A 17,262-nucleotide genomic window follows, 5' to 3' on the forward strand; every position below is an offset into this window, starting at 1 on the left:
ATTCCAGGCATCGGATATATCAATGGCGGAATGATCCTGGGCGAGATTGGCGATATTCATCGCTTTTCAAAGCCCTGTCAGCTGCTTGCATTTGCCGGACTGGATCCTTCTATATATCAGTCTGGAAATTTCAATGCCAGCCACACAAGAATGTCTAAACGTGGCTCCCGGGTTCTCCGGTATGCATTGATCAACGCAGCTCACAATGTAGTTAAGAACAACAACACCTTCAAGGCTTACTACGATGCCAAGATGGCTGAAGGCCGGAACCACTATAATGCTCTGGGGCATTGTGCCGGCAAACTCGTCAGAATCCTTTTTAAGATGCTGACGGATGATGTGGCATTCAATCTTGAGTAAGCTCTAACTCGAGATCATAGTAGATTTTGAAAAGCACCCTTTGGGGAGCTCTGTTAGAGTTACCCTTTTATAGCCACTGATAAAAAAGGTAATTTTCTGCTAATCTATGCTTGACTTTTCATAGCTGGTCTCCTTCCCCATCTTTTGCAATCTGGAATAGGATGCAAACTGTTCATCACGGGTATCATCCCCCCAGCGAAGCTGCAGAATCGCATAGGAATCTGTCGCACTTTCCAGAAATGCCACCATCTTTTCATCCTGAGATGCAGCTCCATTTACCTCATCCCATTTCTGAATTTTGTCATTCATCGCCATCTATATCTGCCTCCTTACTATTATTTGAAAATGGCAGACCTTTGACTTTAGCATCCTGGATCTGCCTGTTTCTTCTGTTTTCATCATAGGGTGCCCGAATACCAACACACCTCTTAGGAACTCGATAGGTTACTGCCTTTTGTGGTCCTTTGCTCAGCAAGAGAAACTGTTCCGGATAGTTTTCTGCAAGTTCCTTAAGTTTGCGAATTAATCTGGCATCATGTGTATAAACCTTTGCAGTATCGATCTCGTTGTCGAACAAAATGACTGTCTCCTGCTCAGCTAGAGTTAAATGATAATTACTTGAACTCATATCCACCTCACATCTGCTTAGAATCCGGAAATCTCATCTCATAAGTAGGACTTCCATCTGATTTTGTATGCATTACAACAGTTGCATCATAGAATTTTCCTGTTCTGGCAGATACACAGCCACTCAGGAAAACCTTTCCTTTTTTCACAAGCTGCTCTGCAATCTGCGGTGTCATCCCCCTGCCAATTTTTCTGAAATAATGATTTTCTTTCCAGATCATGAAATGGCATTCCGGATTACTACAGAACCAGCCCTTATTCCTTTCTACTACCTCAGATCCACAGGCCGGACAATTCCCAATGGATTTTCCCTTTTGTGGTAGAAGGATTTCAGACCCTTTTCCGCTATGGCATTCCTTAACCAGGCCAGACACCATCTCCGTTATCTCATCCATAAAATCAGAACTGCGATAACTACCTCTTTCGATTTTCAAAAGCTTTTCCTCCCAATCTGCAGTCATAGATGCTGACTGAATCTGTTCCGGGACAACCGTAATCAGGGCAATTCCTTTTTCTGTTGCAATCAGATATTTTGTTTTCTTATCTCCCTTACGGCTGATATATCCCTTCTGAACCATTTTCTCGATAATACCGGCTCTTGTCGCAGGCGTTCCAATACCTTTCCGTTCTACATCAGCCGATACATCTGCCGCATTTTCCATGGCGGATAATAAGGAGTCCTCAGTGTAATGCTTCGGAGGAGTAGTCTTTCCCTCTTTGATCAGACAATTACGAACAGGGAAAACATCTCCTTCGTCAATATCAGGAAGCACTGCCAGTTCTTTATCTGCCTTTTCTTTTTTCAGATACATTTTCTGAATGGCTTTCCAGCCTTCCTGATCAACTTCTACACATTTTGAGGAGAAGTTCGCTGATCCGCATTCCAGAGTCAGTGTTGTTTCCTTGTATTTGTAATCATCCGAAACCGCCACCTCGAATCTCGCAGCAATCAAAGTACATATCTGCTGCTCTCCAAATGGAAGCTCGTTCAAAACAATTGTTTTAAAACTTCTGGTCGGAATAATTGCATGGTGATCTGTAACCTTACTACTATTCGTTACCTGTCTCACCTTCAGGTCGTTACTCAAACCAGTCTCATGAAATAACTCTGACACACCTTCAATCCAGTCCGGAAGTAACTCGTACATATCCTCAGTCAGATACCTGCTGTCTGTACGCGGATATGTGATCAGCTTCTTTTCATATAAGGACTGAGCATAATCCAGTGTCTGCTGAGCCGTAAAACCAAAGATACGATTCGCCTCTCTCTGAAGACTTGTCAGATCATACAGGGCAGGAGCATGCTCAATTTTCTGTCTTTTCTCAATCTCCACTACTCTGGCACTATGCTTACGCCTGCACTGATCTAGCAGCTGTTCTGCCTCTTCTCTTGATTTCATCTTTTCGCTAACCGCACTGAAATCATCTAACTGAATTTCTACTGTATAAAATGGTTCTGAATGAAAACCTGTAATTTCTGCATCCCGCAGAACAACCATTGCAAGGGTCGGTGTCATAACTCTTCCCACCTGAAGTGTCTGCCCATGAAGACATGAAAAAAGCCGGGTAGCATTAATACCGACAATCCAGTCAGCTCGCTCCCGACAAAGGGCTGCTTCATATAAAGCATCATATTCACTTGAAGGTTTTAAATTACGGAATCCCTCCCGGATTGCATCATCCTCCATGGATGAAATCCACAGTCGCTCCATCGGCTTCGTGCAGTGGCACTGATGATAGACAAGACGCCCTATCAGCTCTCCCTCTCTGGCCGCATCGGTCGCCAAACAGATTGAATCCACGCTTGAATCTTTCATCAGTTTCTGAAGAACAGAAAACTGTTTTCTGGTCGATTTACTCACCTGATATGTCCATCCCTGATCCGTGGTCTGTGGCAAAATGGGAAGATCTTCATACCGCCATCTTGCATAGATTTCATTATAAAAATCCGGTGGTGCAAGTTCTATCAGGTGCCCCAGGCACCAGCTTACAATATACCCATTGCCCTCCAGATATCCATCACAGTGTTTGTTTGCACCAATAACCTTCGCAATCGACTGTGCAACGGAAGGTTTCTCCGCTATTACTAATTTTGACATATACATATCCATCCCCTCAAGGCTTAATCCATCCAGACTCAAACCACTCAAATCCAAACCTTCAACCGAAAAAGTTGTCTCATCCTTCTTTTCAGGCTTCTCTCGATCAATAACCGGAGTCTCCTTCTTTTCTGTCTCCACTTCTTTACTCTCGGCCAAAGCAGATGAATTCTCTGTAACCTGCTTTTCAGCCTCACCTGTATAGGCAAACGCAGGCGTAGAAAAGGCACTGGTTCCAAGCACCAGTGCCATAAAAGCTGCCATCATTCTGATTTTTAATTTCATGTCTTATTCCTCCGTTCCATTCATCCTCTGCAGATTTTCAGGATTCACATTGCCTGCATTTGCAAGGCGAATGATTTCTGCAAGCTGCTCAGGGGTAAGATTGGCTGCATGTACCATGTCATGAATCTCGGAATTCTCCTCCTCACGATACTTTCTATCCAATTCTTTCACCTTTGCATCCCACTCATCACGCTTTTTACGTGCCCTTTCACGTTCAGCTGCAATCTTTTCAAGCTTTGCGCTCATGCATTACTCCTTTCTACCGAATTCGTCCCATACAATAATAGTGCGCACGCCAATAATCTGTTTCAATCGAAGCATACGAAATGGGGTTACCGCAGTGGATCATCATTCCGTTCCCCACAAATATTCCTACGTGACTGGCACCGGCCGTATCATAGGTTCCCTGGAAAAAGATCAAATCACCTGGCTTTGCCTGGCTCTTCGGAATGATATCACAACATCCCATCAGACCATTGGCTGTCTGCCTGCCGACACTCCATCCATTTCCGCAGTTATTGATAACCCAGGATACAAAACCAGAACAGTCAAAGCTGGTGCTTGGACTACTGCCGCCCCATACATAAGGGTATCCCAGATATTTCTCGGCTTCATGAATCATTTTTGCAAACTTAGCATCCGTCAGCGCTTCTCCCGGAATATCGTAATCAGTATATTCGCCAACATAGTTTGCATAGATATCGTCCTCAAACAGATACGGGCGGTTGCCTTTCGTCTCCAGCAGAATCTGATATCGCTCCCACTCATCATCCGTCAAATTGAGATTATTGATTACACTGCTGAGTGAATGATTCGTTGCTGTAATGGTAAGAATTCTTTTTGTTTCTGTTGTTGTTACATCGACTGTGTTAGTTCCATTACTATCTGCCAGATAACATTCCCACTGTTTGCAATACAGGCAGCGATAAAAGATTTTCCGGTACCAACATCACCCCATAATAAAAGGCCAAGGTTATCTGCCTTCGCCTTACTCCAATTCTCAACATATTTCTTCGCCATACGGATATCTTTATTGTCGTCTGCCACATCAAAACGCCATTCCAGGAGATGCTTCTCCTGAATTCCACTGGACTTTAATCTGCGGATCCGTTCCAAACGTTCCTGTTCTTCCTCACGGCGCTTTCGCTCTGCTTCCTCTTCGCAGCGGCATTTGCACATGCAATTTACAACTCTCTGCACTCCGAACATTTCCACACGAGTCTGTGCTTTCGTATGGCATTTCCCACAATAAATCAAACCATCTTCTCCAATATATTCATTTCCTTCAGGCTGTCGCTCAGCCGTAAATCGGTTCATGATCGTCTTTGCTATCTGCGATGCAGAATCATTCATAAGCTTTCGCCCTCCTCATAGCGGTAATTGGAATGGCTGTAACTAAGTCCACCACTTTTATTTTTACCGGTTTCTTTTCTTGCCCAGCTGCGAATCGTAGCCAGGTGATTCTTATACGACTTACCACTGGAAGCCATGTACTCCGACAAGCGTTCAATACGCAGTTCGTAATCTACCGGAAATTCCGCCCTCAATCGTTCCAAATCCTCATCAGACAGTAAGACATTCTGATATTGACCGAACTTATGCCGGTTTCCTACATTCTCTCTGTATTTGTTTTCTTCTGTCTTTGATTCATTAGTATTTAATTGTGGCGGGTTCTCCACCTGCGGCTTTTCCACATCCGACATATCCATATGCGGTTTACCCGTGTGCGGCTTTTCCGTATGCGGTAATCCCTTATTCGGGTTTGAGGCAGGTGTTTCATATATCACATATTCGATTCCTCCAAGCCTTCCATGAGCATCTCTGGTCTGTTTACGCACCAGATAGCCTTTGCGTTCCAGTTCTTGAAGTGTAGTAACGATACAATCCTTACCCTCCAGACAAATTGCCACCAGTCCCCTGACACTATAATCCCAGTTCTCAGGAAGGCTAAGAATCTGCGATAACAGACCCTTGGCCTTTAAACTCAGTTCCTTGTCACGAAGATGGTAATTACTCATCGTAGTAAAATTCTTATTCTTCTCAACTCTGATTACAGCCACGGCGTTCACCGCCTTTCTCTGCTTTCTTAGGAGCTTCTACCCGCTTCTTATCCGCCTTATTGTCTGCTGATGCGCGGTTTCTTCTGCTTCCGTAATCCTTACAGGTCTGCTGCATCATACGTTCATATGCCTGCAGATGACCTTCTGTGAACAAAGTCATCCTACTCACCTCTTTTCTGTTTCGCTAAAAGCTTGCGAAAATGATTCTTCCCCTTTGCGGTAAACAGTGTATACTGCGACTGAATGCCATTAGGCCGGTAATAATCCTTCAAAACAAAATAACCCCTCTTAGTAAATTCTGCATAAGGCATCAATTTGTGTTCCTGGTCTCTGTACAGGTAATGCTTACTCAGTAGGAACTCGATCAGATCTCTCTCCGGAATCTCTAATTCCTTTGCAGTATTTCTGATATTGGTACAATCATGGGCATTGATAAACTGATCAAAGTATTCAACCTTCGGCTGTGCCACCTTGAGCTGTTCCTGCGCCTGTTCCTTCTCTTTCTTTTCTTCAAGAAGCTGCTGTGCTAAGAGAGTAATCAGCTCTGGATTTTTGGTAACCTGCTCCAAGAGAGGAACTGTCATATATGCACCATGTTTTCGGATTGAAGGAATTACTTCATGGGTGATCCATCTCTTAAACTGTTTCGCCTCCGGCTTTCTGGAACTGAGAACCAGGGCGTATAATCCTGACTCATTTACAAAAGTCAGCATCTGTGCCCCGCCTCTCTGTCCCGAATGACTGTCATTTAAAGTGACGGTCATTTTCTCGTCATCATCAAGCCTGGTGACGGCCTGTCGGCTGTTTCCAATCTCAAGAGCATTACAGACATCCAGCGCAGAAAACCAAGGAATCTCTTCCAGAATCATTGTTCTGATCTGTCCGAACTGATTACTTGAAAAAATCTGTAATTCATTTACTTCGCTATTCATAACATTGCAGGCCTTTCTCACAATTAGCCCAGCGCAGGTTCGCTCTTGGTCTTATGCTTTCCAGGCTCTGCTTTCGGCTGCAGGTCCATGTCCTGCTTCTTGCTCTGAAGATCCTTTAATACCGAAGAACGTTCTTCCTTCTCTTCACTCTTCGCTTCCTTCTCAGCCTGTCTGGCCTCAAATTTCTCTCCAAGTTCAAAGGTTCTCGATTCCGCATCGTAGTGATATACGCTGTCTGTCAGCTGATCAGCCAGGCTAACCTCAGATGCATTGATGGAGGTAACCATCTCTCTCAGTTCATCAGTTCTCATCGTTCCATCATCCGGAAGGAACAGAACCTCATGCACAGAAGAAGGAAGAATGAATACATCTCCACCGAGTTCCTTTGCTGCCTGATCCATGAAATCCGGATAGAACATAACTGCGGCACCCTGAACCTTACTGTCATTGGTCGCCACATACATAGGCGGTGCCATATCCGCAGGCATCGCATCTGCAGGCATTCCCATCAGTTCAGCCATGACTTCTGCCATAGTTTTGAAGGATGCCGGTCTGATCTCAGGTGCATTTTCCAGTGCATCTGCATGAAGCTGTTCCTTGGTTACACCCATCTGAGCCATGATGTCGTTTGTGATCAGGATAGTAGCTGCCCCCTGCTCATTGCTATCCAACTGCAGGCGGTACACCATGGACATGTTCTCCACATCGGTGTGAGGAACATTCTCCAGCATCTCCTTGTTGCGCTCTGTACCAACAACATCAAAACAAAGCATCTGCTTGGCAGTTTCATAATTCATGATGTCTGCCACATTCACATCCGGCGCCTGAGCAAGTCCTGCGTCTACCTGAGTAACTGCCATTGCCAGAACGCCCTCATAGGATTTGCCTTCCTGCAGCTGTTCAAAAAGCTGATCTGCATTCAGGTTCATTCCTACATGACTGTCTGCCGGAGTGATACTGATTCCGGTATAAGAACTGCCCTGCAGCTTCTCAACCGAATTCTGTCTTACATCTGCACCCGGAGAAATCTCTGACAGTGCGTCCTTAAGATCCTGTTCCAACTTGTTTACGAATTCCTTGAAATCCATACGTCGTTGACCTCCTTAAAAAGAAATAAAAAAAGAGCACCAGTTCATTCCTGCTTAAAGAATGAGCCAGTGCTCTATGTAATCTGCTATAAATTCATTTTCATTTGGTCAAATCGTGACAGACCGTGTTAAAAGGATTTTGCTCTCTGCGATGCTCTTTGAATCCGAAATATCATGCTTTCCAGAGCGGGAAAATGACTCTGCTTTTTCTCGAAAAACAGGCAATTTTCAGCCCCTCCTTAAGCCCCTTTTGCATCCAAAACAGGCTTTCAGCCCCTCTTAAGCCCCGGCTAAAGCCATCAAATTTTGTCAAATCGTGACAAACCGAGACAAAGCTCACAGAGATTTTGGGCAACAAAAAACCCCGAAAAACCTTGATTTTTCGGGGTTTGTAAGCATTTTGAGTAGTCTCCGAAGAGATGATTATCTCTTACTAAACTGTGGTGCTCTACGAGCTGCTTTGAGACCGTACTTCTTTCTCTCCTTCATTCTCGGATCTCTGGTGAGGAATCCTGCCTTCTTGAGTGCTGGTCTGTACTCAGCATCCATCTCGCAGAGAGCTCTTGCAATACCGTGACGGATTGCACCAGCCTGGCCAGCGATACCACCACCGCAAACATTTACGAGGATGTCAAGCTTGCCCTCGTTCTGAGTCAGAACGATCGGCTGATTAACGATGGTCTTGAGGGTATCAAGGCCGAAATACTCGTCGAGGCTTCTCTTGTTGATTGTGATCTTACCAGTGCCCGGCATGATGTATACTCTGGCAACGGAAGACTTTCTTCTACCTGTACCGTAATTTCTGTTTGTAGCCATTGTAATATCCTCCCTTAGAATGTAAGCTCAACAGGCTTCTGTGCCTGGTGCTTGTGATCTGCGCCAGCGTATACGAAAAGCTTCTTATACATCTGTCTGCCTAATGGTCCGTGAGGAAGCATACCCTTAACAGCATACTCGATTACCTTCTCAGGCTTGTTATCGCGAAGCTCACGAAGTGTGGTCTCCTTCATGGAACCTACATACTTAGAGTGTGTGCGATAAACCTTCTGATCCAGCTTCTTGCCGGTTACAGCGATCTTGTCTGCGTTTACGATGATTACATAATCGCCGCAGTCAAGGAACGGTGTGTAGGTTGGCTTGTTCTTTCCACGAAGAACCTTAGCAACCTCTGATGCAAGACGTCCGAGCGTCTTGCCCTCTGCATCTACTACATACCACTTTCTGTCGATTGTAGAAGCTGTAGCTACGTATGAATTCATAACAACCTCCTGTGATAAGGCTACTTACTCTGGTCTCTGTCCAAAACAGAACTTCTGTAAAACGGTCACCGCATTTGGGTTTGAATGCTCGCGCTCTGCAAGTGGTCCACTCTGAGACTGATTTCAGTATTTAATGTAGCCTGGGTCTCAGTTTCTGAGCCCTTGCTTAATTAGTTCCCCGTCGCATTCCGGACATGATATGCCCCTTCAGGCGACAGCTTTAATAGTATATGCGGAATCGTTCGGCCTGTCAATGGATTTTCGTGAAATTCCGTTGGCAGGCCGAACCCACAGGCCGGCCCCGGAGTACTGTGCTTCTGGTGGCAGCGCTCCGAGTCCGGCCTTTGTATCCGTTCATTTCAGTCCAGAGATCTCCTTCGGAAGGGACTCCATCCACGGGATGATGCGATCGAGACTGTCGATCTGAGCGTCACAGAGGTCCACGAGGCCGGAGAGGTCGTTCATGTCCGGGATGCCGAGCACATAGCCACCGGCGGCGTAGCCAGCCTTCACGCCGTTTACAGAGTCTTCCACGACGACGCAGGCGCGCGGGTCTACACCGAGGCGCTCTGCGCAGATGAGGAAGAGGTCCGGCTCCGGCTTTCCGTGGGTGGTGAGGTCACCGCAGCCGACGAAGTCGAAGGTATCCTCCATCTTCGCTTCGCGGAGGTAGTGCATGACCTGTGGGGTGCGTGTGGAGGAGCCGATGGCGATCTTATAGCCGTGCGCCTTCAGCCAGGCGAGGGTCTCGTCGAGGCCCTTCATCTTCGGCACACCTTCGCGGTCGACGTAGCGGAACACCTCTTTCATGCGAATCGCGCGCTCTGTGGCGTAGCTGAAGCCCGGATTCGCGGCCTCGAAGACCTGTGATCCGTACTCGAGGGAGGCACCGCGCATCTGATCGAGCATCTCGTCGTCGATGTGGAAGCCACGGATCGGTGCGAGCTTGAACCACATTGTGCGGTACAGGCGCTCGGTATCGAAGAGTGTACCGTCCATATCGAAGATAAATGCCTTAATCGGAAGTCTCTCTGAAGTCATACTGTTTCTCCTTTTTTCTGCAGATACGTTTATATCAAATGGTCTCTGCATCTTGGCCGATATTCGGCGCGTTCCATCTTGCTTTCACAGACTGGGTATCATTCATTTTCAGAAACCCTATCTTGTGTGGCCAATGTCTTTATATCCCCATCATCACGCGAATCATCTGCGGTGGCAACTTCGTCGTAGTGAAGTGCGCAGAGGCACAGTCCGTGCGCGGGCACGGTCGGTCCCGCGGTGGTTCTGTCCTTCGCCGCCAGCATGGTCCGGATATCCTCTGGCGCGCGTCGTCCGTTTCCGATGACGAGGAGCGTGCCGACGATGATGCGGATCATGTGGTAGAGGAAGCCGTTGCCGCGGATGCGGATGACGAGCTGTGAACCCTCCTCCAGGATATCGATGCTGTAGATTTCGCGGATGGCGTCGCCGCCGTGTTCGAAGACCTGGCTGTCCGGGTTCACGAAGCTCGTGAAGTCATGGACGCCGACGAGCTCACGGGCGGCTGCCCGCATGCGCTCGAGGTCGAGCGGGTAGGTGTAGTTGTACGCATAGAGGCGCGTCAGCGGGTTCGCGACGCGGCCATGATCGATGCGGTATTCGTAGCACTTTTCGTGTGGCACGAAGCGCGGGTGGAAGTCCATGCTGACCTCGTCCGCCTGCATCACACGGATGTCCGGGGGCAGGTAGCGGTTGATGGCCTTCGGAAAGTTCGCCGCCGGGATCGTGCTTTCGGTGTCGAAGCAGGCGACGTTCCCGAGCGCATGGACGCCGCTGTCGGTGCGGCTTGCGCCCACGACCGGGAGGATGCCCGGAGCTGCGGCTTCGTCTACATGGTCTGGTGACGTCAGCGGATCCAGACTTTTTTCCGGTGCTGCGCCGTAGACGGCCTCCTTCGGCAGGAGCTGTCCGAGCGCACGCTGGAGCTCGCCCTGGATCGTCGGGAAACTGCCCTCCGGGTGGGCTGCTGTAGGCTGCTGGATCTGCCAGCCCCGGTAGTTCGTGCCATCATATGCGATTGTGAGCCTGATTCTTCTCATCTGATCTTTCCTGTGCACGCTGCTTCCTCCGCAGCGCCATAAAAGTGAAGGTCGCCTGCATTGGCCCAGGAAAGGCGATGCGGCGACCAAAGTCATGGGTGTCCGTGTCAGAACGGCAGCGCCACGAAGCGGGAAACCACAGACAGGCCGAGGTAGAGGAGCATGAGGGCGTAGGCGATGCGGTCGCGCGCAGCATAGCGAAGCGGCTTCATCTTCGTACGACCCTCGCCGCCGTGGTAGCAGCGGGCCTCCATCGCCATCGCGAGGTCGTTCGCGCGGCGGAAGGCACTGATGAAGAGCGGTACCAGGATCGGCACCATCGCCTTTGCGCGCTGGAGCAGATTCCCGCTCTCGAAGTCGGCGCCGCGGGCCTGCTGTGCCTTCATAATCTTATCCGTTTCCTCGATGAGGATCGGGATAAAACGGAGTGCGATCGACATCATCATCGAGATTTCGTGAACCGGTACGCCGACCTTTTTCAGGACACCGAGTCCCTTCTCCAAACCGTCGGTGAGCTGGTTCGGCGTGGTCGTCAGTGTCATGAGCGAGGAGCCGAGCACGAGAAGGATGAGACGTGCACCCATCATGAGTGCGATGTGGAGACCCTCACGGGTGATCTTCAGAATCCAGAACTGCACGAGCACCTCGCCTGGAGTCAGGAAGAGGTTGAAGCTCACGGAGATCAGGAGCAGAATCACGATGCTCTTAAGCCCCCGCGTCATGAAGCGGAACGGCACGTTACTGATTTTGATGAGGATCGCGAGGGCGAGCGCAGCGACGCCATACATGATCCAGCTCTTCACGATGAAGAGGGAGATCAGGAAAAGCACGGTGCCGAGCAGCTTCACCCGCGGGTCCAGACGATGGATCACGGAGTCGACCGGATAGTACTGTCCTAAGGTTACTTCTCTCAGCATACGCCGTCCTCCTTTCCTGCCTGTTCTCTACTTTCCTGCGGAGTCGCTGCGGCTGGCTTGATCTGACCATCCTGTGCCAGCGAGTCGTCGGCTGCTGTCCTGCTCTCCTGTGCTGTTTTCACCGGCTGTTTCCCGGCGAGGGATGTCGTATAGCGCTTCCAGAGGTCCACGATGGCATCACACATCTCATCTACGGTGTCCGGGCGGTCCTTGAAGCGGATGCCGACATCCTTCAGCTCATGGATGAGGTAGGTCATCTGCGGTGCGCCGAGTCCCATCTCCTCGAGCTCGAGGTAGCGCTTGAAGATCTCCTCCGGAGTGCCGCTCATGCGCAGCTCACCGTGATCCAGCACGATAACCTGCTCCGTGTAGCGTGCCACGTCGTCCATCGAGTGTGATACGAGGACGATCGTCATGCCGCTCTGCTTATGCAGGAGCTGGATCTGATGGAAGAGGTCGTCTCTTCCGGCCGGGTCGAGGCCGGCGGTCGGCTCATCGAGGATCAGAATCTCTGGGCGCATCGCCAGTACGCCGGCGATCGCAACACGCCGCTTCTGTCCGCCAGAGAGCTCAAACGGCGACTTCTGCCAGAACGCCTCGCCGAGGCCGACCATACGCAGCGCTTCCTCTGCACGCTTCCGTGCTTCTGCCTCCGGCACCCCCTGGTTCTTCGGGCCGAACATGACATCCGTGATGACGTCGACCTCGAAGAGCTGATACTCCGGGTACTGGAACACGAGGCCCACCTTGAAGCGAAGCTCCTTCATGTTGAACTCCGGTGCATAGATGTTCAGGAAGCCGTCCGGGCTGACGAGCGCGGCTGCATCCGCTGCCTGTGCCGCCTTCCGGGTCTTCGCGCTCTGGTCCTTCCGCGGCTTCCGGAAGTCAGTGTCGTCCCGGAACTTCACTTCGATCGTGCCCTCCGTCGCTTTCAGAAGGCCGTTCAGATGCTGGGTCAATGTTGACTTGCCGGAGCCTGTGTGGCCGATAAATCCGACGATGGAGCCCCGCTGGATCTCGAAGGAGACATCCTTCAGGGCATAGCTCTCCATAGCCGTACCCTTCTGATAGACATGGCTTAAATGCTGTACGCGGATGACCGGATCGGTGATGTCCATATGAGCCGGCTTCTTCTTCACGAAATTCGGCTCGAAATCCACCTGCTTCGGAAGACAGCACTGGAGACAGGCCACGAGCTCCTCACGGGTGAGGACGGCATCCGGTACCGGCATCCCGGCCTTCTGCAGCTTCCACGCAAGCTCCGTCACCTCCGGTACATCCATGTGGATGGCCTTCAGCTCCTCGACATGGCAGAACACTTCACGTGGTGCGCCGTCCATAACGACCTTACCGCCGTCCATGACGATGATTCGATCCGCATCGACGGTTTCCTCCATATAGTGGGTGATGAGGATGATCGTCACACCCATCTTCTGATTCAGCTCCCGGATGGTCTCGATCACTTCTTTCCGACCGCTCGGATCGAGCATCGCCGTCGGCTCATCGAGAACGATGGTTTTCGGAAGCATCGCCATCGTACCGGCGATCGCGACACGCTGCTTCTGCCCGCCACTGAGACGGTTCGGGGACTTCATACGGTACGGCACCATATCGACGGCTTCAAGCGCACGATTCACACGTGTCCAGATCTCGTCGGTCGGTACGCCGATGTTCTCCGGGCCGAAGCCGACATCCTCCTCGACGACGGAGGCGATGATCTGGTTATCCGGATTCTGGAAAACCATGCCGGTTTCCTTTCGGATATTCCAGATTTCCTTTTCATCCTTCGTATCGCGGCCACTGACGAGCATGGTTCCCTCACTCGGCAGGTTGAGACCGTTGATGAGCTTTGCCAGGGTCGACTTGCCGGAACCGTTGTGGCCGAGCACACACACGAAGCTCCCGGCCTCGATGGACAGGTTGATGTTATCCAGGGCCCGGGTCTTCTCTACGACTTTATCGTTCTCATCTGTGCGGATGTAGTCATACGCCAGATGTAATGCATCTATGATTTTCAATTTGTTAACCTCATATCAGCTTTGTGGTTTATAGCCCAATTAGTATATTAGAAACGGCTGAAAAACACAAGAGCGGACCCCTGTGGTCCGCTCTTTCATACATTTTCAGGTAGCAGTTTGGGCAGGGGCCCCTACCTGAACGGGTATGATTTTTAATTCGATCTTCAGTGTACCCAGTGGCCGTCGGCGGCGATGGTGTACCCGCCGAGGACAGTGGTGCTTTTCGCCATGTGACCGTAATTGCTGTCGTTTTCCGAGGTCTTCGGATAGAAGTAGTAGTACTGGTCCTGGCCGCTGCTGTCCTTCATGATGACCCAGCCGGTACGCATGCGTCCGTCATGATCGAAGTAGTAGGTCTTCGGTCCGACGATGGCGATCTGGTTTTTAAACATCATACCGTAATATGGGCCTTCAGCCGGATTGAAGTAGTACCATGCGCCGTTGATCACGTCCCAGGAAACCTTCATCGCCCCGGAATCCCTGAGGTAATAGGTGGCGCCGTTGGTATCCGTGTAGAAGCCGGTCAGCATACGACCGCTCGCATCGAAGCGATAGTAGTGATCCTGCCAGAGGAGCCAGGTGTTCGCCATGTTCTGACCGGTCACGGTACGGAAGTACCAGCTTCCGCCGCTCTTATACCAGCTGCCGCTGAGTGCGCCCTGTGACTGTGTGCTGCCGTTCGTCGTATCGCCGTACACCGTATAGGTCGTGTTGTTTCCCGTACCGAGCGTTTGCGTCCCGGTCGTGGTGCCAGTTCCGGTGCCGAGGTTGACCCCCGGGAGGGTGCTCGTGTGCCCGGTGTTTGCATTATACACCGTATAGGAGGTACCGGAGTTATACAGATCGACGCCGGTGCTTGTACCGTTCGTACTGATCACCGTGTTCGTGCTGCCGGAACCGTAGAGGTTGGTGATCGTCTGATTCTGGTTCTGATTCAGGATATACGTGCCATTCGGATACTGACCGGAGCCTGAAGAGATCTGACTCTCCGTGACGATCAGGCTGTCGGACTGAATGCCGAGGGACGCCTGTCCACCACTCTGGCTCGTGCCATACGGTATGCTGCTGACCTCGAAGTAATACCCGCCAGCCCGTGTCATATACGGATACAGGTTCAGGTTCGTCTGGTCGGTCGTGATCGTCGTAACGCGGCTTCCATCCCGGAAAAGCGTCACCTTATAGTAGCCGGAGCTCATCGTCGGCTGACCCCAGGTCGCCATGCCGAGGGCCGTACTCCATCGCGGGCTAACCGGCTCGCCGTAAGTGCCCTTGATCCCCTTCAGTGAAAGAACGACGCGCAGCCCATAATTTCCGATGGTCTGAGCCGATACGAAGGTACCGCCGCTGATACGGACGTTTGAGCTGTTATACGAGCCGTTGAAGTAGTAAAACGTACTGTAGCCATTGGCGTGTTCCTTCTCCTGGGCTGAAAGGTAGAGGAGAACCTTCGGCTGCGTGCCCACCGTAAGGCTGCCGTTCGTGTCATACCACTCTGCACTGTCGATGACATACTGGTCGGTATCCGGGACAGCGAAATCACTCTCGGACAGGGATGGAAGCTCATGATCTCCTCCCTCGAGGCTCAGATCCTTCAGATAGTCTGAAACCGTAATCTTCACCGTACTGATACGTGCATTTCGATCGGCCGCCCAGACGGTCACACTCATCATCAGAAGCAGGACGATAAGCAGCAGGCACTGCCACAAGGATCGTTTCGCGCTCTTCTTCATCTGTCTTTTCATACGAACCTCCCTAGTATTCTCTAATCTAAGTATACTAGACCAGGATCAACAATCAATCTCAAATAGTTTACGAAATTCTGACGCACCACGCTGCGGATGGCCCTCTCATGGATATGTACAAAAAAGACGAAACCATCCGAAGATGATTTCGTCTTTAAAAAATCGCCTGATGTTCTCTTAAGCATTAAACGAGCTCAAGAAGAACCTCCATAGCAGCGTCACCCTTACGGAGACCGATCTTTACGATACGAGTGTAACCACCGTTACGGGTAGCATACTTCGCACCATACTCGTCGAAAAGCTTGGCAGCGAGATCAACACTCTTGGTGTTCTTCTTCTGACCAGCCTTAGCTGCAGGAACCTCCGTTACCGGGTAAAGGTATGCAAGCATCTGACGACGTGCATGAAGTCTGGATGGCTTATCCTTCTTGATGGTCTTCTCGATCTCGTCATAAACGGTAACCTTCTTACCATCAACTACTTCCTTTACACGCTTGCCATCGGCGTCCTTACGAGCAACCTTAGCCTTAACGGTAACCTCTTCGTAGTTGTCCTTCTCACGAACTGCAAGTGCGATTAGCTTCTCAGCCTGCTTACGAACTTCCTTCGCACGAGCCTCGGTTGTAACGATCTTGCCGTTTGCGATCAGAGAAGTGGTCAGTGCGCGAAGCATGGCCTGTCTCTGGCTGGACTCTCTACCTAACTTTCTATAATTTGACATAATCTATTTCCCCCACCGTGCACTTCGGTCTTACCGGTTTTTATGTATCTCAGCTTCTGCAGCTCCCTGCAGACGAATCAGACCATCCCGGATGGATCACTCCTCCTGAGTGGAAAGGCTGAGATTTAACTCCTTCAGTTTTGCAAGAACTTCCTCAAGTGACTTACGACCCAGGTTACGAACCTTCATCATATCATCCGGTGTCTTCGCACAGAGCTGCTGTACGGTGTTGATCCCGGCTCTCTTGAGACAGTTATATGAGCGAACGGAAAGCTCCAGCTCATCGATGTTCATCTCGAGGATACGCTCCTTACCGTCGACTGGTTTCTCAACCATGACTTCGGTCGTCTGCGTATTCTGAGACAGATCAATGAAGAGGGTCAGATGCTCGGAAAGAATTTTCGCTGCTTCAGAAACAGCATCATCCGGGCTCATCTTACCGCTGGTAAATACATCCAGTGTCAGCTTATCGTAATCGATCTTGTTACCGACACGTGTGTTGCTGATGGCCATATTTACACGCTCTACTGGTGTGTAGATCGCATCCACGTCGAAAACTCCTTCCGGAAGTTCTGCGATTCTGGAACGGTCTGCACCGACATAGCCTCTGCCCGATGTGATGGTGATTTCCATCTCGAGCTTCGCATCCTGAGCGTCAAGAGTTGCAATCTTCTGCTCCGGATTCAGGATCTCCAGACCTTCTGCCAGCTGGATGTCGGACGCCGTAACGACGCCCTCACCCATATGCGAAAGATATACAACCATTGCGTCATCGGAGGCTGAAGTGTTCTGAATCTCGAGACTCTTAAGGTTCATGATGACCTCAGTCAGAGACTCCTTTACACCCGGGATCGCATCGCCATCCCGATCGGCACCGGTAATCTTGACCTGAGAAACTGCAGCACCGGTCAGAGCAGAGAGCATGATGCGCTTCAGCGCATTGCCCAGCGTAGTACCGTAGCCTCTTTCCAGCGGCTCGCATACGAATCTGCCGTACTTCTTATCATCTGAAATCTCAACAATCTCAATGTTTGGTTTCTCAAAATCGAACATGCAATGCCTCCTTTATTGCAGGC

Annotated in this window: 18 protein-coding genes and 1 pseudogene; 1 reads left to right on the plus strand and 18 read right to left on the minus strand. The window is 50.3% G+C overall.

Annotated features, from left to right (window positions below):
- A partial coding sequence (locus tag ACTNC3_RS02690; RefSeq protein WP_441226380.1) for a transposase occupies positions 1-360 on the plus strand: 360 nt, incomplete at its 5' end.
- Positions 361-459: 99 nt separating this feature from the next.
- Here ACTNC3_RS02690 and ACTNC3_RS02695 read toward each other — a convergent pair.
- The 18 genes and pseudogenes from ACTNC3_RS02695 to ACTNC3_RS02780 all read right to left on the minus strand — a co-directional run bounded on the left by ACTNC3_RS02695 (position 460) and on the right by ACTNC3_RS02780 (position 17,239).
- On the minus strand, positions 460-675 hold the full coding sequence (locus ACTNC3_RS02695; protein WP_441226381.1) for a hypothetical protein: 216 nt from the start codon (positions 673-675) through the stop codon (positions 460-462).
- Positions 662-988 carry an immunoglobulin gene (locus tag ACTNC3_RS02700; RefSeq protein WP_441226382.1) on the minus strand — a complete coding sequence of 109 codons (327 nt, stop codon included), beginning with the start codon at positions 986-988 and terminating at the stop codon, positions 662-664. The genes ACTNC3_RS02695 and ACTNC3_RS02700 overlap by 14 nt, the downstream gene beginning before the upstream one ends.
- A gap of 7 nt (positions 989-995) precedes the next feature.
- Complete coding sequence (locus tag ACTNC3_RS02705) at positions 996-3,086, minus strand: DNA topoisomerase 3 (protein ID WP_441226485.1); 2,091 nt, start codon at positions 3,084-3,086, stop codon at positions 996-998.
- Positions 3,087-3,374: 288 nt separating this feature from the next.
- On the minus strand, positions 3,375-3,617 hold the full coding sequence (locus ACTNC3_RS02710; RefSeq protein ID WP_441226383.1) for a DUF4315 family protein: 243 nt from the start codon (positions 3,615-3,617) through the stop codon (positions 3,375-3,377).
- 13 nt (positions 3,618-3,630) lie between these two features.
- Positions 3,631-4,275: pseudogene (locus tag ACTNC3_RS02715) on the minus strand (C40 family peptidase); the annotation flags it as partial.
- A complete protein-coding gene (locus tag ACTNC3_RS02720; RefSeq protein ID WP_441226384.1) occupies positions 4,227-4,724 on the minus strand; it encodes a hypothetical protein in 498 nt (165 codons plus the stop codon). The gene ACTNC3_RS02720 and the pseudogene ACTNC3_RS02715, both read right to left, overlap by 49 nt.
- A complete protein-coding gene (locus ACTNC3_RS02725; protein WP_441226385.1) occupies positions 4,721-5,431 on the minus strand; it encodes a helix-turn-helix domain-containing protein in 711 nt (236 codons plus the stop codon). Before ACTNC3_RS02725 ends, ACTNC3_RS02720 begins: the two co-directional genes overlap by 4 nt.
- A 161-nt stretch (positions 5,432-5,592) precedes the next feature.
- Positions 5,593-6,363, minus strand: a complete 771-nt coding sequence (locus ACTNC3_RS02730) for a phage antirepressor KilAC domain-containing protein (RefSeq protein WP_441226386.1) — start codon at positions 6,361-6,363, stop codon at positions 5,593-5,595.
- Positions 6,364-6,386: 23 nt separating this feature from the next.
- A complete protein-coding gene (locus ACTNC3_RS02735; protein WP_441226387.1) occupies positions 6,387-7,451 on the minus strand; it encodes a DUF5688 family protein in 1,065 nt (354 codons plus the stop codon).
- A gap of 423 nt (positions 7,452-7,874) precedes the next feature.
- Positions 7,875-8,267, minus strand: a complete 393-nt coding sequence (gene rpsI / locus ACTNC3_RS02740) for a 30S ribosomal protein S9 (RefSeq protein ID WP_410042645.1) — start codon at positions 8,265-8,267, stop codon at positions 7,875-7,877.
- Between the two features lie 14 nt (positions 8,268-8,281).
- Positions 8,282-8,710 carry a 50S ribosomal protein L13 gene (gene rplM / locus ACTNC3_RS02745; protein ID WP_410042646.1) on the minus strand — a complete coding sequence of 143 codons (429 nt, stop codon included), beginning with the start codon at positions 8,708-8,710 and terminating at the stop codon, positions 8,282-8,284.
- 354 nt (positions 8,711-9,064) lie between these two features.
- Entirely contained in the window at positions 9,065-9,751 is a 687-nt protein-coding gene (locus tag ACTNC3_RS02750) for an HAD family hydrolase (RefSeq protein WP_441226388.1), read from the minus strand.
- 98 nt (positions 9,752-9,849) lie between these two features.
- Complete coding sequence (truA, locus tag ACTNC3_RS02755; protein WP_441226389.1) at positions 9,850-10,788, minus strand: tRNA pseudouridine(38-40) synthase TruA; 939 nt, start codon at positions 10,786-10,788, stop codon at positions 9,850-9,852.
- A 107-nt stretch (positions 10,789-10,895) separates the two neighbouring features.
- Entirely contained in the window at positions 10,896-11,705 is an 810-nt protein-coding gene (locus tag ACTNC3_RS02760; protein WP_410042649.1) for an energy-coupling factor transporter transmembrane component T family protein, read from the minus strand.
- Complete coding sequence (locus ACTNC3_RS02765; protein ID WP_441226390.1) at positions 11,699-13,723, minus strand: energy-coupling factor transporter ATPase; 2,025 nt, start codon at positions 13,721-13,723, stop codon at positions 11,699-11,701. The genes ACTNC3_RS02760 and ACTNC3_RS02765 overlap by 7 nt, the downstream gene beginning before the upstream one ends.
- Positions 13,724-13,887: 164 nt before the next feature.
- Positions 13,888-15,465: a hypothetical protein gene (locus ACTNC3_RS02770; RefSeq protein ID WP_441226391.1), complete on the minus strand. Its 1,578-nt coding sequence runs from the start codon at positions 15,463-15,465 to the stop codon at positions 13,888-13,890.
- 184 nt (positions 15,466-15,649) lie between these two features.
- The gene (locus ACTNC3_RS02775; protein ID WP_410042652.1) at positions 15,650-16,186 is read right to left on the minus strand and encodes a bL17 family ribosomal protein; all 537 of its coding nucleotides are present in this window, start codon (positions 16,184-16,186) and stop codon (positions 15,650-15,652) included.
- 96 nt (positions 16,187-16,282) lie between these two features.
- The gene (locus tag ACTNC3_RS02780) at positions 16,283-17,239 is read right to left on the minus strand and encodes a DNA-directed RNA polymerase subunit alpha (RefSeq protein WP_410042653.1); all 957 of its coding nucleotides are present in this window, start codon (positions 17,237-17,239) and stop codon (positions 16,283-16,285) included.
- Positions 17,240-17,262: the final 23 nt, after the last annotated feature.

The organism is Oribacterium sp. HCP3S3_B9 (assembly GCF_052064255.1).
Lineage (GTDB): Bacteria > Bacillota > Clostridia > Lachnospirales > Lachnospiraceae > Oribacterium.

Excerpts from the sequence above, each read along its gene's own strand:
- ACTNC3_RS02710 (WP_441226383.1), bottom strand. The coding sequence starts at position 3,617 with ATGAGCGCAAAGCTTGAAAAGATTGCAGCTGAACGTGAAAGGGCACGT.
- ACTNC3_RS02735 (WP_441226387.1), bottom strand. The coding sequence starts at position 7,451 with ATGGATTTCAAGGAATTCGTAAACAAGTTGGAACAGGATCTTAAGGAC.
- truA (WP_441226389.1), bottom strand. The coding sequence starts at position 10,788 with ATGAGAAGAATCAGGCTCACAATCGCATATGATGGCACGAACTACCGG.
- ACTNC3_RS02700 (WP_441226382.1), bottom strand. The coding sequence starts at position 988 with ATGAGTTCAAGTAATTATCATTTAACTCTAGCTGAGCAGGAGACAGTC.
- ACTNC3_RS02770 (WP_441226391.1), bottom strand. The coding sequence starts at position 15,465 with ATGAAAAGACAGATGAAGAAGAGCGCGAAACGATCCTTGTGGCAGTGC.
- ACTNC3_RS02695 (WP_441226381.1), bottom strand. The coding sequence starts at position 675 with ATGGCGATGAATGACAAAATTCAGAAATGGGATGAGGTAAATGGAGCT.
- ACTNC3_RS02780 (WP_410042653.1), bottom strand. The coding sequence starts at position 17,239 with ATGTTCGATTTTGAGAAACCAAACATTGAGATTGTTGAGATTTCAGAT.
- ACTNC3_RS02775 (WP_410042652.1), bottom strand. The coding sequence starts at position 16,186 with ATGTCAAATTATAGAAAGTTAGGTAGAGAGTCCAGCCAGAGACAGGCC.
- ACTNC3_RS02750 (WP_441226388.1), bottom strand. The coding sequence starts at position 9,751 with ATGACTTCAGAGAGACTTCCGATTAAGGCATTTATCTTCGATATGGAC.
- rplM (WP_410042646.1), bottom strand. The coding sequence starts at position 8,710 with ATGAATTCATACGTAGCTACAGCTTCTACAATCGACAGAAAGTGGTAT.
- ACTNC3_RS02760 (WP_410042649.1), bottom strand. The coding sequence starts at position 11,705 with ATGCTGAGAGAAGTAACCTTAGGACAGTACTATCCGGTCGACTCCGTG.
- rpsI (WP_410042645.1), bottom strand. The coding sequence starts at position 8,267 with ATGGCTACAAACAGAAATTACGGTACAGGTAGAAGAAAGTCTTCCGTT.
- ACTNC3_RS02720 (WP_441226384.1), bottom strand. The coding sequence starts at position 4,724 with ATGAATGATTCTGCATCGCAGATAGCAAAGACGATCATGAACCGATTT.
- ACTNC3_RS02705 (WP_441226485.1), bottom strand. The coding sequence starts at position 3,086 with ATGTCAAAATTAGTAATAGCGGAGAAACCTTCCGTTGCACAGTCGATT.
- ACTNC3_RS02730 (WP_441226386.1), bottom strand. The coding sequence starts at position 6,363 with ATGAATAGCGAAGTAAATGAATTACAGATTTTTTCAAGTAATCAGTTC.